This is a genomic window from Solimonas sp. K1W22B-7 (genome assembly GCF_003428335.1).
In the GTDB taxonomy this organism is placed as follows: Bacteria; Pseudomonadota; Gammaproteobacteria; order Nevskiales; family Nevskiaceae; genus Solimonas_A.
The window spans coordinates 4125081-4142041 of the sequence record NZ_CP031704.1; the positions used below are offsets into that span (position 1 = coordinate 4125081).

Consider the following 16961-nt stretch of genomic DNA (forward strand, 5'->3'; position numbering starts at 1 on the left):
CATTCCGTGACTGATGGTTGTAAAAAGGGCGGCGCGCCTTGGGGGACGGCGCCGCCAGTCCCCTACCCTGCTTCGTCTCCCGTCTTCACCACCGCTTCGCCATAGGGAATCAGGCGCACCGGTCCCAGCAGCCCGTAGTTCTGCGGCAGCGCCCCGCCGAACAGGCCCATGGAGATCGACGGCTGCGTCAGGCGCGCGACACGCACGCGATTGCCCAGCGTGGTGGCGATATCCACGACGATGTGGTTCTCGCCCGCCTGCAGGTAGGGCCCGAGATCGATACGACCCGGGTCCAGCAGGTTGATGGGTGGCAAGACCTTGCCGTTGACCGTCACTGCCGCGGTGTCGAGGACCTCGCCCAGGTCCAGCCAGGCACCGTGCCCGCCAGACCATGCCGGCCCTAGATTTACGCTGGTGCTGTAGCGGCCGGTGCCGGAGGCGATCGTGAGACCGGGCAACAGCAGCCAGCCCGGCAGCTTGCCGCCGGGCAAGGCGTTGACGGTCAGCTCATGGGCGACGCGACGCGTCTGCGAGGCCGAGTCGCCGGGCTCCCAGCTTTCTGCCGACAGCCGCCACTGGTTCAGCGCGATCGGCGACGGCACGGCGGCGATGTCTGCGCTGGCGCTGCGACCGTCGCCCAGGACCACGTCCTGGCGCCCGGCCTGCGTCGCGCGTGCCACCAGGGCGCCGTCGCGGTACAGCAAATCTGCGCCGACGGCGCTGGCGGGTCGCTGCGACGCCGAACCATTGTCGAGCCGGCGGCGACTGATGGCGATCAGCCGCACGTCGCCCTTCTTCAGGCTCAACTGCAACCGCACGCGCCCCTCGCCCGCCTGGTACTCCGCCAGCGAACGGATGTGCCCGCTCCATGCATCCAACTCATAGGGCTGGCCCTCGCCCTCCAGAGACGCCGTGACGTCGGCGTCGACACCGCTGAGCTGTATCTCGGTCATCACCTGCAGCGCGGTAGTGGCGTTGAACAGGTAGTAGTAGTCGGTGTCGTCGGTCTGGCGGCGCAGGCTCAGCAGCTTGCTGGCACCGTCGTATTCAATCGAGGGTCGTACGCCGAGCGCCAGCAAGGCGTCGGGGATGTCGTCATCGCGATTCACGCGCCGCACGCCGGGCAGGTCCAGCAGCTGCTGCATGGCTTCCCGCACGCTGGCATCCTCGGCACCGGCGCCATACCAGCCCGGGGTTTGTGTCGGCGCATCGCCCACCATGACCACGGGCATGCCCTGGCGTGCGAGCTGCAGCAGCTTCTGCGCCGCCTCCAGCGGCATGCGGCTCTCCCTGCGGATCACCACAGCCTTGTAGGCGGAGGTTGAGGGAAACAGCCGGCCGCTCTCCCAAACCGCGCCCGGCTGCGAGAAAAAGGCCGGGCTTAGGTATTCGTAGGTATAGCCGCGGCGCGCGAGCTCCGAGCCGCTGGGAATGATGCGGTCGGTGCCGAGCAGGCTGTGGCCGTCGCTTTGCAGGCTGCTGCCGCTATTGAAGAGGCCAAGGCCATAGTCCTGCCAGTAAACGGCCACATCGAAGCGCGGCTTGCCTTGGCGCAATGCCAACTGCAGGCGCGCGAGGTGGTCGTTGACGGCGCGGTATTGGTCCCAGGCGGGCAGCCGCGGGCCCCAGTTCTCGGCGAAGGTGAAGGGAAAGCCGAAGCCGTCCCAACCGGGCCAGGTCGAAGTGGACAGCGCGGCATAGGGAAACCCGGACCAGATCTGGAGCGTGACCCCGCCGGCATAGCCGCGATAAATCTCCTGCAGGTTCTGCGTCGCCGTGGTTGCGTAGGCCGGCCCCAGGAAGGCGCAGCACTCCTGCGATACCACACTACCCCCGCTGAGGTGGGCTCCAGCGGCGATCAGCTTGTACCACTGTGGATTGCCACTGAGCAGCAGGTCACCGAACCCCAGGGACTCACCTTCGGGGATGTCCAACTGTGAGGCGACGAAGGGGATATCGATGGGGTCGCCATACGGCTGGGCGCGCAGCGTCATGCCGCGGCCGTGGAGCCAGCGCCTCAATGTGGCCAGGCGGTTGGCGGCATACAAATCGCTCCAGCTCTGGCGATAGTCGTGGCGCACGCGCGCGCCGATACCACCGGGGAAGTCGAAGGCAGGGGCGGCCGTACCCTGCTCGCGGGTACCCGTCAGCGCCGGCAGGTAGCGCAGCAGGGAGTAGCCACGATGCGCCTGGAAATCCTCCAGGAATGTCCAGGTCCACTTGAAGCTGCTGGACAGTTCCAGGGAGTCCTCGAACACCGAGGCGCCGCCAAGCGCATTGATCAGTTCGCGGGCGCGTGGTGTCAGGATGTTCTGATCCCAGTAGTCCGCCACCGCCTGCGCGGCCTGCACGCTCAAGTGGTCCAGGACGAGCGTAGTGGTCTTGGCCGGATCGCCGGCCAGCACCTGGTGCTCGCCGCTCTGCCAGAACGAAAGCAGCACCCAGCTGCCGCCGCCCGCGGGCGCGGTCCACTGCAGCCGGCCGTCCACGAGCGAGGCGCTCAGGTCGACGACGCTGTCGGGATCGAGCATTGCCGGAACGAGTTGGCTGTCAATCACCACCGGGTTGCTCTCGGCAGTGGCATTGAGGTCCGACAGCGTGGCGGACAGCTGGCAGGTCAGCGCGTTGAGACAACGCGCAGCGAGTAGCGCGACCAGCTGCGTTTGGGCGCCTGCGGGGGGGGCGGCCTTGGGCGGCGGCGGGACACCGCTGAAGCGGGCGCCGGCAGCAACGACCTTGGCGCCGTAGAGCAGTTGCTGCTGCACGCGCGGGTCGTTGATGTCCTGGATGGTCGGCAGCACTGAGGGCCAGTACGGCCCGATGGTCATGTCGAGTCCTATGCCCTGGGCGTGGGCCTCTTCGAGCATCACCTCGATCTTGTGCGCCCAGCGCGGCGTACCCCAGCCGAACTCCTGCAGGAACGGCCCCTGAGAGTTCGGCGAGGTCTGCTGGTCCGCCAGATTCTCGGTGGCGGGAAACGCCGCCACTTCGGCGCCGCCGGCACCCACCTGGCGCATGGCGCGCAATTCCCGGCGCAGTTCCTCGTCGTCGGTCAGCGCCATCGGCTGGTACCAGCGGTAGCGCGGTCGCAGCTGCACCGGGGGATCGGCGAAGCTCGCCGCCGTCAGCAAGGGCGTGGGCGCGCTCCGGCCGCCGGTCACCGCGGCGGGCGTGCCGGCGCCCGCATCGTCCACTGGCGTCGAACGGCTGCCGCAGGCGGCCAGCAGCAGGGCGAGGCAGCAGGGTAATAGCAGGCGCAGGCTCATCGATCTAGGGCTCCGATTGCGCGGTGGAAACCACCGCTTCGCCGTAAGGGACCAGGCGTACCGGTCCCAGGGCGCACCTGGGCCGGGGGATTCCGGCTCGGCCCGCGCAAGGGGCGGCGGTGGGCCAGGACAACCAGCAGCAGCCACAGACCAAGCAGCAGCGGCGAGATGGCGCCACCACCGAACTGCTCTTCGGAATCTCCTGCCGCCTTGCCGCTGCGGAACCGGTAGCTGCCGGAGCCCACGCGGTAGACCAGGCGGTCGCCCTCGGTGCCCAGGTATCGCACGCCTTCCGCGGCCTGCGCGGGACGATGAGTCCCCTGCCCGGTCTCGGCTACGGCCGAAGGGTCGCTGCCCGGGATGTAGACCAGGCCAGTGGTGTTGGCCGGCAGGGCTACATCGAGATCGAAGCCGTCGTCGCGCTGCTTCCAGGCGCTGACGATCTGGCCGCGCACCGACTGCAGCACGCCCTCGACCTGGGTCGTGCCCTCGCCCGGCACCGGGCGGATGCGCACTTCGGCGAAGCCAGGCTGGTTGGCGGAGATGCCGGCCAGCTGACTCCATATCCACTCGCCCACCGAACCGCCGTGCGAGTAATGATTGAGCGAGTTCAGCAGCGGCGCGCCGCCCGAGGTGTCGTGCTTGGGATCGCTACCGGACCAGGTCTCGAAGAAGGTCGTGCCGCCCTTCTCGGTGAGAATGTTGCCCCAGGAGGGGTAAGTGGTCTGGTTGAGGATGGCATGCGCCAGGTCGGCGCGACCGCCCTCCACCAGCAGCGGCAGCAGGAAGCGCGTGGTCATGAAGCCCGTGCTCAGGTGACGGTCGGCTTCTTCCACCTTGGCGAAGAGACGCTCAAGCAGCTGCGGCCGCTGCGCCTCGGGCACCAGTCCGAACGCTAGGGCCACGACATATCCGGACTGCGTGTCGCCCTTGACTGTGCCGTCTTCCCGCACATAGGCCTTGGTGAAGGCCTGGCGGATGTTTCCGAACAGCTCCGAGTATTTCTTCTCGTCTGCCGTGCGGCCGGTCGCGCGAGCCATCTGCGCCAGCAGGTCGGCGGTATGGGCGAAGTAAGCGGTATTGATCAGGGCCTTGTCGGGCGCATCGATGGCCAGATGGTCACCGTAGCCGTTGCCGTCGCGCAGATAGCCCTGCGCGGCTGCCGCGCAGTAGTCGATCCAGCTCGTCATCGCTTCCCAGTTCTCGTCGATGACGCGGCGGTCGCCATAAGCGCGGTACAACTCCCAGGGGATCAGGGCGATGACGTCACCCCAGCCCGAGGTACCGTAGTAGATCCAGACGCCGTCGAAATCGCTCAGCATCGGCGCCACGTCGGCGATCGCGCCATCCGCGCGCTGGGTGTCGCGCACGTCCATCAGGTGCTTGCGCAGGAACGGCAGTACCTCGCGCTGGTAGGTGGCGGCCCTGGCGAAGATCTGCGAGTCACCGGTCCAGCCCAGGCGCTCGTCGCGGGCGGGTGTGTCGGTAGGGATGCTGAGATAGTTGCCGCGCAAGCCCCAGTCCACCGCCAAGAGGATGCGGTTGATCAGCTCGTTGTCGGTGGTGACGACGCCGCTGCGCGGGACGTCCGTGCCGAGGACCAGCCCGGTCAGGGAGTCCGCGTCGGGCGTGCGCGTCAGGCCCTTGACCTGCACGTAGCGGAACCCATGGAAGGTGAAGGACGGCCGCCAGGTCACCGCGCCGCCACCAGCGATGTAGGTGTCGCTGGCCTGCGCACCGCGCAGGTTGTCCATCCAGACGCTATCGTCCTTGTTCAGGCCCTCGCCATGGCGCAAGGTCAGCTTGGTTCCGGCCGCCTCGTCGAGCTTGATCTCGACTATTCCGACCATGTTCTGGCCGAGGTCGAAGCGCCAGTCACCATTGGGCAGCTGCCGCACGTCGACCGGGCGGCGGCGCTCGGTCACGCGCACCGGCGGCCCTTGCAGGGCAACGATGCCGACGTCGGTGAGGGCCGATAACGGGCTGGCGCGCACTGCACCCCAGGACGCGGCTGGGGCATAGCCGGGCTGGTCCCAACCCGGCATCTCGCGGCTGGCGTCGTAGTCCTCACCCATCAGTAGGTCCGAAGCCCGCACCGGCCCGTCCATGCTCATGCGCCAGCTGGCGTCGCTGACGATGGTTTCGCTGCTTCCGTCGGCGTAGCTCAATTCCAGCTGCGCGGCAAAGGAGGGCTTGTCGCCATAGGGGAACGGCCCGCCGAAGCCGACGTGACCGGCGTACCAGCCGGCGCCGAGCACCGCGGCCAGCACATTGACGCCACTGTTGAGCTGCGCGGTGACGTCGTAGCTGCGGTATTGCAGGTGCTTGAAGTAGTCGGTCCAGCCCGGGCTCAGTTCATCGTCGCTGACGCGCCGGCCGTTAAGTCGCAGGTTGTAGACGCCCAGCGCCGTAGCATAGAGCCGCGCCCGAACGACCGGCCCGCGCAGCTCGAATTCCTTGCGCAGGTAGGGGCTGGGCTGGTTGGCGATGGACTCGGTAATCGGCGGCGTCGAATGGCCGGTAACGCCGACCAGCACCGAGGGCAGGTAGGCCAGGAAGTTCACGCGGCGGGTGATAGCGAGGCGCAGATCGCGGTCGCGGGTCCAGCTGCCCTCCGGCGGTGGCGCAGCGCCGATCAGCTTGGCGCTCCAATCGGAAAGATCGAGCAGGCCCATCTCGAAGGCGGCGGGCGCAGGCATGGCGGCAGCCTGGCCCGCCTGGTCGTAAACCCGTACCGTCCACCAGTAGCGGCCGCGCGACTGCAGCGGCGGGCCGGCGTAGTCAGCGAAAGGATCGGCACTGTCGACCTTGCCGCTGGACCAGACATCGGCTGCGCCGGGCCGGGTGCCGAGCTTCAGCTCGTAGGCGGTCTGCGACACGCAGCGCTTGCCGGACTGCAACTGCCAACTGAAGCGCGGCTGCCTCGCGTCAAGGCCCAGAGGCTCGCGCTGCGCCTCCGTGCGCAACTCGGTCAGGCTGACACCACCGCCAGCGGCGGCACAGGCCTTGGTCGAGGGCGGTTGAGGTACCGTCGGGCTGCCGACGCCCACCGGTTCAGAGCGGCCGCCGCAAGCGCCCAGCGCGAGCAGCAGGGTCAGCACAGGAATTCGGGCGTAGGCCGCCTTCATGATGATGTTCACGCTCCCGGAACCGTGACCACGGCTTCGCCATAGGGCATGAGGCGCACTGGCCCGAGCAGGCCGTAGTTCTGCGGCAGAACGCCGCCATAGAGACCACTGGCAATGTAGGGATTGGTCAGTCGGCTGATGCGGACACGGTTGCCCAGCGTCGTGGCGATATCGACGACGATGCTGTTGTCGCCGGGCTGCAGGTAGGGACCGAGATCGATGCGGCTCGGATCGAGCAGGTTGATCGGCGGCAGCCGCTGGCCATTGACGGTGACCGCGGCCGTGTCCAGCACACTGCCCAGGTCGAGCCAGGCGCCGTGCCCGCCCGACCAGGCGGGCCCGAGGTTCACAGTGGTGCTGTAGCGACCCTGGCCCGAAGCAATCGTCAGCCCCGGCAGCAGCAGCCAGCCCGGCAGCATACCGCCGGGCAGCGCATTGACCGTGACCTGGTGGCTGACGATGCGGGTTTCGGTAGCGCTCGCACCCGGCTCCCAGGCGTCGGCCTTGAGTTGCCAGCGATCGAGGAGGATCGGCGCAGGGACGGCAGCGATGGTGGCGCCGCCGCTGGTGCCGTCGGCCAGACTCAGCGTGTGCTCTCCGGGCTGCGAGGAGCGCAGCACCAACTGACCTCCGCGGTACAGCAGTTCGGCCCCGGGGCCAGCGACGGCGGAAGCGCCTGGCCTGGGGCCGCCGTCGAGACTGCGACGGCTGATGGCGATCACGCGCACGTCACCCTTGCGCAGCTGCAGCGGCAGCACGATACGGCCGCCGTCGCGCCGGTAGCCCGCGATCGGGCGGATCGCGCCGGACCAGGCATCCAATTCGTAGGGCCTGCCCTCGCCTTCCAGTGCCGCCTCCAGATCGGCGTCGGCGCCGCTCAGGGGCAGGTCCACGCCCGCGGCCAGCGCCCGGGTGTAGTTGAACAGGTAGTAGTAGTCGGTGTCCTCGGTCTGGCGGCGCAGGCTCAGCAGGCCGCTGTCCTGGTCGCGGCGCACGGAAGGTTCGACGCCGAGCGTGGCGAGCGCGCCGGGGATCGCATCGTCGTTCGCCACGGTGACGACATTGGGCAAGCCCTGCAGCTCCTGCATTGCGGCCTGTACACCGGCGTCCTCCTCCGCCGCCTTGTAGTAACCCGGCGTGCGCGAGGGCAGCGTACCGACGATGACGATCGGCAGGCCCCGGCGCGCGTAGCTGACGAAGCGCCGCGCCGTATCCAGCGGGATGACGCTCTCCTGGCGCAGGATCAGTGCCTTGTACGAGGACTTTTGCGGGAACAGGCGGCTGCCGTCGTAGACCGCGTAGGGCTCGCGGAAGATCGCCGGGCTGAGGTACTCGTAGGTGTAGCCATCGCGAGCCAGTGCCGAGGCGGTCGGGATGTTGATGCCGTCTTCCAGTTGCGGGATGTCGAAGCTGCGCCAGTACACGGCCACGTCGAAGCGCGGCCTGCCCTGGCGCAGCACCAGCTGCAGGCGCCCGAGGTGGTCGTTGATGCTGCGGTAGTGCTGCCAGGTCGGCTGCCGCGGTCCCCAGTTCTCGGCGAAGACCAGCGGAAAGGCGAAGCCGTCCCAGCCGGGCCAGGTGGCGCCGTCGAGGTCCGCGTAGGGAAAGCCGGACCAGACCTGCTGCGTCACGCCGCCGGCATAGGCGCGATAAATCTCCTGGAGATTCTGACCGGCGGTAGTGCCGTAAGGCAGCGCCAGGTAGGCGCAGCACTCCATCGACACTACGGTGCGACCGCTCATGTGCGCGCCCGCCGCGAGCAGTTTGTGCTTCTCGACGTTGGTACTGAGCAGGATGTTGCCGAAGCCCAGCGACTCGCCCTCCGGGATATCCAGCTGCGAGGCCACGTAAGGTGCGTCGATGGCATTGCCGTAGGGCTGTGCGCGCAGGGTGCGGCCCTGGCCATGCAGCCACTTCTGCAGGGTACGTACGCGATTGTTGAGGTAGAGATCGCTCCAGCTCTGGCGATAGTCCTCACGGATGCGTGCGCCGATGCCGTCGGGGAAGTCGAACGAGGGCTTGCCGTTGCCGGCTTCGCCGGCTCCGGCCACGGCCGGCAGGTAGCGCAGCACGGAGTAGCCGCGGTACTTCTCGAAGTCGCGCGCGAAGCTGGGAGTCCATTTCATCGTGGACGACAGCTCCAGCGAATCCTCGAATACCGAGCCGGCGCCAATCTGGCGGATCAGCTCGCGCGAGCGGTCCGTCAGCACCTGCCGGTCCCAGTAGTCGGCCACCGCCTGCGCGGCATCGACGCTCAGGTGGTCCAGCACGTAGTTCGGCGTGGTCGCGGTGAAGCCGCTGAGGCTCTGGTGGTCGCCGCAGTGCCAGAAGCCAAACAGCACCCACAGCCCCCCTCGCGCGGCGCAGTCCACTGGATCTTGCCGTCCACGACGGAGGAGGTGATGTCCACTGCGCTGTCCGGGTCCAGCAGGGCGCCCGTGGGGACTCCCAGTCCTGCAGCGGCGCAGGTGACGGGATCGAGACAGCGTGCGGCGACGACCGCGACCGGCAAGAGCTTGGCGCCGGTTCCCAGCGGTGCCGGGACGGCGCCGCTGAACTTGCTGCCGGCCGGCACCAGCCGGCGGGCATAGACCAGGCGCTGCTGCACCAGAGGATCGTTGATGTCGGAGACCGTGGGCAGCACCGAGGGCCAGTACGGCCCGCTCGTCATGTCCAGCGTCAGGCCCTGGGCCTTGGCTTCCTCCAGCATCAGCTCGATCTTCTGTGCCCACAACGGCGTGCCCCAGCCGTACTGCTCCAGGAAAGGCCGCTGGCTGCGCGGGCTGATGAGCTGCTCGACCAGGTTGTTGGACGCGGCGAACGCCGCCACCTCCGCACCACCCGCCCCGACCTCCTTCATCGCGCGCAGTTCGCGACGCAATTCCTCGTCGTCGGTGTAGGCCACCGGCATGTACCAGCGGTACTTCGGACGCACCTGGAGCGGCGGGTCCTGGAAGTTGGCGGGGTTCAGCACCGGCGCGGGCTGGCGATCGCCCGTGTCATTCGTGCCGCTGCCGGCGACGGCGCCGGGGGCTCCGGTTTCAACGGGCTGGGAACTGCCGCAGGCGCACAGTGCCAGCAACAGCGCCAGGCTGCCTGCAGACCAAAGGCGTGACAGGGGGCGCGGCGTCATCGCTGTTCTCCGATCTGAGCTTCTGCATACGGAATGAGGCGCACCGGCCCGATCAGGCCATAGGGCTGGGCCGTGCGCGCGGCGAACAGCGCGTAGCGAAGGTCGCCTTCCTTCAGCTGCCCGATCATGCGATTGAGCAGCGTGGTGGCGACTTCGACGCGGATGTCGTTGATGCCGGGGTGCAGCAGTGCGGTGATCGGGCGCGGTGGTTCGGGCAGCGTCGGCGTATAGGCCGGCTGGCCGTTGATGAAGACCTCCATCATGCCGCCGACGGTGCCGGGATCGAGCAGCACGCCGCGGCCGGCGGTAAGCCAGTCGGCCGGCACGTCAACCTCGGTGGTGTAGATGCCGGTGCCGGCGCTGTTCGTCAGGCCCGGGATATTGCGCCAGTCCTTCAGCGCCGGCAGCGGCATGGAAACCGTGTCATCGCCGGCCGGCGAGACCGTATGCGCCACGAGCTGCCAGTTACCCGTCACCTGTAGCGGCGGCGGCAGGTCCGGTAGGGTCACGCGCACCTCGCGACCATCGCTGAGCGTGGCCTTCCTTTCGCCACTGCTGGTGTCACGCAGACGCAGCGTGCCACCTTCGAAGCGCGCCAGTGCGGCGTCGGTGGAGAACACGTGCAGGCGCTTGGCGGCGCGCGGATTGAAGCTGAGCACCATCGTCCCGCCCGGCGGCAGGCGCAGCGGCAGGGTCACCACCCCGTCCTCCTCGCGGTATTCAGCCAGCGCTTCCGCGGCACCGGTCCACAGGTCGATGCGCGTGGGCCGGCCTCTGCCGGAAAAGCCCACCGGCGTGTCCACTGTATCGGCGCTGTTGTTGTAGACGAACCAGAGATCGCCGTTGGGCAAGCGGCGGTGCTGGGCCACCAGGTGGGTCGGCTCCGGCACGCGTAGCGCTGGCATCACGCCAAGCGCCCGCAAGGTCTCGGGCAACTGGGCGGGATCGTCGATGCGTGAGAAGCGGTCCAGGGCGGCCAGCCCCTCGAAAGCCTGGGCCACCTGTGCATCCTCGGCGGCAACATCCTTGTAACCCATGCCCGCGGCCGGTACGGCGCCGATCACAACCACCGGCACGCCGGCGCGGGCGAAGGACAGCAGGCGCTGGGCGGCGACACCGGAGATCGACTTGACGCGATCGACCACCACCGCCTTGTACGCAGGGCCCTCGGGCAGCACGCGTCCAGCGGCGGCATCCGGCAGCCCGGCGAGGCTCTGGTCGTCGATGCTGTCCCAGGAATAGCCCTGCGGCTGCAGGAAACCGTCAACCGGCGTGCCGGCCGTGAGCGGAATCAGCACGGTGGGCCGGCCCAGCACGGTAAGGTCCACCGCGGGCTGCCCCTGTTGCAGCACCGCGTTACCGCGTCCGAGGTAGCCGGCAAGTGTCGGCCACTTTTTCATCTGCGGGAAGACCTGGTTCCAACTCTCCGAGAACACCGTGATCCACGCGTCCCAGCCCGGCCAGGAGAACAGTTGGTAGGCATCCTGGTACTTGCGGTAGGCAATGCCCTGCACAACCATCGTTGTAATGCCGGCGGCGAAGGCACGGTCGGCGATGATCTTGTAGTCAGCCGCAGTTGCGTTGTAGCCATTGCCACCGGTGATGGCGCCAGCCTCCAGGGAAAGCTCTTTCGCACCGGAGATGTGTGCGCCCGAGACGATCTTGCGGTACTCGCCGAAGATCTTTTCCGTATCCGCGGCACCCGGCGGTATCTTGGCGCCACTGTCGCCGAAGGCCAGGCTCTCGCCGTCCGGGTGCTGCGCGCCCGCGGAGGCGCGCGTCACTTCCTGGCCGACGATATGGTAGGCCTGGGTGCGCGACCTCAGGCCATAGCGCCCAGCCCAGTCGGCTATCGGCTTGAGGTGATTGTCGATGAACAGTTCGCTGAGCGTGTTGTAGTAGTCGCGGCGCAGGCGTGCACCATCGCCACCAGGCAGGTCGTAGGCGGCGAACACCAGCGGCAACAACGGCCGCAGGTCGTAGCCGCGTCGCTTCTGGAACTCGGCAATGAATTCCGGCGTCCAGAAACGCGCGCTGCAAACGCAGATGTCGAGGAAGCCTATCGAAATCGGCTGTGTGTGACTCAGCTCCAGGGAATCCTCAAAGACAAAGCCGCCGTTCTTTTTCCACAGCGGAGTCATGTCGCCACCGAAGACGCGCTGGTCGAAGTCGTCGAGCGTGGCGTCGATGCCGGCGCGACCGAAGTGATCGACCACCATATTGCCTTGCAGGCCACCGATATCGCCCGGATCGAATGGCAAGTTGGCCTGCAGCAGCGCGGGTATCAGCGAGATGATGTCGCCATGCGTGCGTTGCACGGTGGGCCGCGACCAGAAGCCGAACAGGCGCCAGCGCCCCGCCGGCACGGTCCACTGCAGCTTGCCGTCGGCGCCAACCTTGTCGCTCAGATCGATCATCGAGGCCTCGGCAAGATTCACCGGAAGCGGGTTAGGCAGGTCGGTGCCGAGATTTTCCAGATTCACCGGGTTGGGAATGCCGGGATCCAGCGGATTGGCGAACTGCGCGGCGCTGACCGATGCGAGGCGCTTGAACAGGAAGATGTTGTCCGAGGGCTCCGGAATGGCACCGGAATAGATCATCGGACCGATCACGTCGATGTAGCCGTAGACCAGGTCCTGCGAGGACAGCCCCTTGGTCTCGTCATTGACCGCGGCGCTCGAGATTGGCCAAGCCGGGCCAAGCGTGATGTCGACACCCATGCCGATTTCGTTGGCTTCGGTCAGGACGGCCTTCACGGCATGGCGGTACGCGGTGGAGCCCCACTGCACAGGGTTGCGCGTCATGCTGAGCTCGACGCCGCCGAAGCCCGCATCCTTCGCAGCGTGCAGTTCCTCGACCAGTTCGTCGTGCTCGACCTCGTCGGTGGGCCACCACCAGCGGAACTTCGGCCGGTACTTCTGCGGCACATCGACCAGCGCCTCCGGTTGCGCCACCAAGTCGATTTCGGCTCCGCTGCGCTCGCCGGAAACCGGCTCGGAGCGCTGACAGCCTGACAGTGCCAGACCCAGGACGAGGCTGAGTATGGCGAGAAAGGCGGTACGAAAATCAAAAGAACGGCGCCCAGCGAAGGGCGCCGCGACAAAGCCCGAACCGGTAGTTCGGGCGGAGAACCGTGCCTTGCCGGCCGAAACCTGCTCTGGTCGGGATTGGGCATAACCTGGCGCGCGCGCGGCGCCCGGCATCGATGCATTCGGCGGAGCCAGGGCGGCCCCGCGGGGTTGACGTGCAGACATCTCTCTCCTCCGGCTCTCGCCGGTTTTCTGCGCCGGGCGCCTGCAGGCGCCTCTGGTGATCGTCGGTACCGCTGGAGGCTTTCGAGGCGCCTCAGGCCTGCGCCGGAGCCACGCCCGGCTGCTGCGGACGCAGCACGGCCCAGCCCTGTGCGATGGCGCCGGAAACCGCCATGGCGAACAACAGCCATAGCACCGGCGCTCCATCCATCGCGAGGACCGTGTAGACGGCGACTGCGGCAATGATCAGGCGGCTTCCCGCATCGATCGCCGCGAACAGGCCCGCCGGGTGCAGCAGGCGGGCCAATACCCAGGCCGCGTAGAGCGCACCGGTCATGGCAGCGAACAGGACCTGGGTCGGATCGAAGACCGGTGGCACAGTCGTGCCACCGAGTTTCCCGTTGAGCCAGTAGAGGCCGGCAACGAACTTGGCCAGCACGGGCGGCAGGGAGAAATTGAGGATCATTCCGAAATCGACCCAGGCCCAGTGGCGCACCAGCTTCGCTGGAACATGCGCGTAGCGCGCCAGTGCGTCCAAGGCCCGGTCTCCTCGTCGTTCAGATCTTGAACTGGCGCGCGGCCAGGTCGAGCATGATCTCGGCGGATCCGCCACCGATGGCCTGCACCTTGGTCTCGCGGTACAGACGCTCCACCGGGTTGTCGCGCATGAAGCCATGGCCGCCGAGGATTTGCATCGCCTCGTTGGCGCAGAACTCAAAGGTCTCCGACGCCTTCACCTTCAGCAGCGCCGTCTCGGCGATGGGATTTCCGCCCTGCGCATTGACCGTGGCAATGGTGTACAGCATGGTCTCGAGGCCGGTGATCTCCAGCATCATGCGGGAGAGCTTGTGGCGGATGACCTGGTGATCGGCCAGGCGCTTGCCAAATGTCTTGCGCTGCTGCGCGTAGTCGCGCGCGTATTCGTAGCAGACCTTGCTGTACCCCAGGCAACCGGCGGCCATGCCGGTGCGCTCGGTGTTGAAGTTGCGCATGATGTAAAGGAAGCCTTCGTTCTCCACGCCAATGCGATTGGCCACCGGCACGCGCAGGTTGTCGAAGTACAGCGTGGCGGTGTCAGACACCCACCAGCCCATCTTCTTCAGCGGCGTACGCGAGAACCCCGGCAGGTCGGTGGGGATCACCAGCAGCGAGATGCCGCCCATGCCCTCGCCTCCAGTACGCACGGCGGTGGTCACCCAGTCGGCACGCATGCCGGAAGTGATGAAGGTCTTGGAGCCGTTGACGACGTAGTGGTCGCCATCGAGCACGGCGCGGGTCTTCAGCGCCGCCACGTCGGATCCGCCGCCCGGCTCGGTAATGCCCAGGCAGATCAGCTTGTCGCCGCGAACAACCGGCGAAACAATCTGCTGCTTGAGCGCCTCGCTGCCACCGGCCAGCACCGGTGGCAGGCCAATCGAATGCGTCATCAGGCTGGCCGGCACACCGCCGGCACCGCAGCGCGCCAGTTCCTCGGCCATGATCAGGCCGAAGTACGGGTCACTGACCGGGATGCCGCCGTACTCTTCGGGATAGCCCAGGTTCAGGATGCCCGCCGCAGCTGCCTTCTGGTGCAGCTCGCGCGGGAAGCTCTCGGCTTCGTCCCATCGGGCGACGTTGGGCGTGATCTCGGTCTGGACGAAACGGCGGACCTGGTCGCGGTAGGCATCGTGCTCGGCGCTCAGGCCCGGGTATTTGAAGGACATGTCGGTGCTCTTGGATGAGGTTATGAAAGGCATCGCGGCGCGACGCCGGTGCTCAGAAATTCCAGCTCAGGCGCAGGTTCCAGGTCCGCGGCGGCGGCACGTAGGCGAAGTGGCCGCCAGCCGTGGTGTCGTTGCCGTACTCCTGCCAGACGGCATTGGTCAGGTTGTTGACGAATAGCTGAAGGCTCCACTGGTTGTCGACGGTGCCAAAGCCGGCGCGCGCGTTGACACGCCACAGCGCCTCGCGGCTGTCCACAGGATCGCCGTCGGCCTGGAAGAACAAGCTGTCGGACCAGCTGCCGTCGACACCGGCGTTCAAGGCAAAAAGCTGCCCCGGCAGCGGCCAGAAACCGGAGAGTCCTACCGAGGCCGACCATTCCGGCGCGTAGGGCAGGCGCCCGCCGGAGCGATCGCAGCCGCTGGTCTGCGTCGACAGGGTCGACTCGGCGCAGGGCCCGTCGGGATAGCTGACAAAGCGCGCAACCGGCATCCAGGAGCCATTCACGCCCAGCGTGAGCCCAAGCGGCAGGATCGTCAGCGTCTCCAATTCCGCGCCGGCGGTCTCGGCCTGGGCCGCGTTGGTAACCACATCGACGAAATTCTCCTGCACCAGAACCTGGAAGTTCTTGAACTCGGTGCGGAAGGCGGTGGCATTGACGCGCATGCGCGAATCGAACAGCGACAGCTTGGCCCCCAATTCGTACAGCAGCGAGGTCTCCGGCTCGTACCCGCTGAAGTCGGGCCCTGGATTGCCCGGCGAATAGCCACCGGCCTTGAAACCCTGCGCCACTGTGGCGAAAACCATCTCGTCGTCGCTGAAGTGATAGCGCAGGCTCAGCTTGCCGGTAGGCGACACATCGTTGCGCTCGCGGCCGCGGACCTCGAAGTTCTGCAGACCGAGCAGGTTGAACAGCGAGGGCACCCCCTCCAGGCCGAGGGCGGTGTATTGCAGATCGAGCAGGTTCAGGTGGGTCTGCACCCAGGAGTAGCGTGCGCCGAGGATCAGATCGAAGCTGTCGGTGAGCTTTAACGTACCTTGGGCAAAGCCGGCCAGGGTTGTGACGTCACGGTCGCGGTCGACATAGACGCTCTGGGCTCCAGCATTCGCGGCGTTGCCTGGGAACTGATCCAGGCCCGGCAGCGTGAAGCCAGGTAGCACGATGTGCACGACGGATTGCAGCAGCCCTCCGACCGGCACCAAGTCGACGTCTGCGATGATGTCCTCGTTGTCCCAGCTTCCATAGAGACCGCCGAGGAAGTTGAAGCGGCCGTCGAACAGGTCCGGCGGCGAGCTGATGCGCAGCTCACCCTGGTAGCCCGAGGTCGTAGCGTCCGTGAAGATCGAGGTCAGCGGCGCCGGCGTGCCCTCATCGGCCAGCGTCGTAAACGAGGACTCGGTATAGGCGAACAGGCTGGTCAGCGAATAGCCCGCGGGCAGATCGAGGCGATACTGCGCGTTGGCACTCCAACCCGAGCCGTCCAGGTATTCGTCGAGGTCCTTGGAACTGTGGTGGTCGATCTTCGTCTCATAGGCCGGATCGAAGACCGCGAAGGGCGACAGTCCGGGCAAGCCGGTGCCGGGGTCCTTGCTGGCCTGACTGGGCGGGCCGTTGTCCTGCCGGCTCACGCCATAGCGCGCTCCCATCAGCAGTTCTCCCGCATCCTCGAGGTTTACCAGCGCGCGGGCACTGAGCGCGTAATTGTACTTGTCGCCGTCCATCTCGCCGCGGTAGCTGTTATCGACGTAACCCTCGCGCTCCTCGAAGGTGCCGGCGAGACGCAGGGCCATGCGATCTTCCAGCACCGGGATGTTCACAGCGCCATCGATCGCGCGATCGCCGAGATTGCCCCAGGCCGCCGACAGCCGTCCCTGCCAGTCGTCGAGCACCGGCTTTCGCGTGTACATCGAGATCGCGCCCGCAACGGTGTTCTTGCCGAACAGCGTGCCTTGCGGGCCGCGCAGGAACTCGACGCGATCGATGTCGAGGAAGGAGCTGAGGGCAGTGACACGATCGGTGTAGGCGATGTCATCGATGAACAGCACGATCGAGCGTTCGATCGGCTGCTCGAAGTTGGAGCCGATGCCGCGCACGAAGAACTGGCTGAGCAGGCCGTCGGAACTCAGCTCCATGTTGGGAACGGCAACGTCACCGAGGCCCTTGGCGTTTTTGTCGCGCAGATCGTCGCCGCTGATGGCGGTGACCGATACAGGAACATCTTGCAGGCGCTCCTCGCGCTTCTGCGCGGTGACGATGATTTCCTCGATCTGCCGATGGGCCGGCTCGGGCGGCGGTGTAAGCGCCGGCTCGGGCTTTGAAACGACCGGAATGGTATCGAGCACTTCGGGAGAATCCGGATTCGCGACGGCATCGGCATGCTCCGAACGCGAAGGAGTGCCCTCACCTGCTGTGGTTCCCGCAGGTCCGGGCGTGGGTTCCGCAGCGGGGGAGGTCGCGGACTGATCGGGGGCGGTGCCGGCA

The 16961-nt window shown here is 67.1% G+C and carries 8 protein-coding genes; all 8 read right to left on the reverse strand.

Features of this window, described 5'->3' with window-relative positions; all coding sequences use genetic code 11:
• Window positions 1-62: 62 nt before the first annotated feature.
• Window positions 63-3266 carry a glycosyl hydrolase gene (locus D0B54_RS18650; protein ID WP_117293011.1) on the reverse strand — a complete coding sequence of 1068 codons (3204 nt, stop codon included), beginning with the start codon at window positions 3264-3266 and terminating at the stop codon, window positions 63-65.
• Complete coding sequence (locus D0B54_RS18655) at window positions 3263-6406, reverse strand: alpha-L-rhamnosidase (protein WP_117293013.1); 3144 nt, start codon at window positions 6404-6406, stop codon at window positions 3263-3265. The genes D0B54_RS18650 and D0B54_RS18655 overlap by 4 nt, the downstream gene beginning before the upstream one ends.
• Window positions 6403-8736 carry a glycosyl hydrolase gene (locus D0B54_RS18660; protein ID WP_162932550.1) on the reverse strand — a complete coding sequence of 778 codons (2334 nt, stop codon included), beginning with the start codon at window positions 8734-8736 and terminating at the stop codon, window positions 6403-6405. The genes D0B54_RS18655 and D0B54_RS18660 overlap by 4 nt, the downstream gene beginning before the upstream one ends.
• Window positions 8649-9476, reverse strand: a complete 828-nt coding sequence (locus D0B54_RS24430; protein ID WP_162932551.1) for a hypothetical protein — start codon at window positions 9474-9476, stop codon at window positions 8649-8651. Before D0B54_RS24430 ends, D0B54_RS18660 begins: the two co-directional genes overlap by 88 nt.
• Before the next feature lie 47 nt (window positions 9477-9523).
• Entirely contained in the window at window positions 9524-12781 is a 3258-nt protein-coding gene (locus D0B54_RS18665) for a glycosyl hydrolase (RefSeq protein WP_205527175.1), read from the reverse strand.
• Between the two features lie 91 nt (window positions 12782-12872).
• Window positions 12873-13316, reverse strand: a complete 444-nt coding sequence (locus tag D0B54_RS18670) for a hypothetical protein (protein ID WP_117293019.1) — start codon at window positions 13314-13316, stop codon at window positions 12873-12875.
• Window positions 13317-13335: 19 nt separating this feature from the next.
• Window positions 13336-14481, reverse strand: coding sequence for an acyl-CoA dehydrogenase family protein (locus D0B54_RS18675; RefSeq protein ID WP_117295356.1), 1146 nt, complete (start codon window positions 14479-14481; stop codon window positions 13336-13338).
• Window positions 14482-14533: 52 nt separating this feature from the next.
• Window positions 14534-16822, reverse strand: coding sequence for a TonB-dependent receptor (locus tag D0B54_RS18680; protein ID WP_205527176.1), 2289 nt, complete (start codon window positions 16820-16822; stop codon window positions 14534-14536).
• Window positions 16823-16961: the final 139 nt, after the last annotated feature.

Coding starts and splice junctions, on each gene's coding strand:
- D0B54_RS18675 (WP_117295356.1), bottom strand. CDS start 14,481: ATGTCCTTCAAATACCCGGGCCTGAGCGCCGAGCACGATGCCTACCGC.
- D0B54_RS18665 (WP_205527175.1), bottom strand. CDS start 12,781: ATGTCTGCACGTCAACCCCGCGGGGCCGCCCTGGCTCCGCCGAATGCA.
- D0B54_RS18650 (WP_117293011.1), bottom strand. CDS start 3,266: ATGAGCCTGCGCCTGCTATTACCCTGCTGCCTCGCCCTGCTGCTGGCC.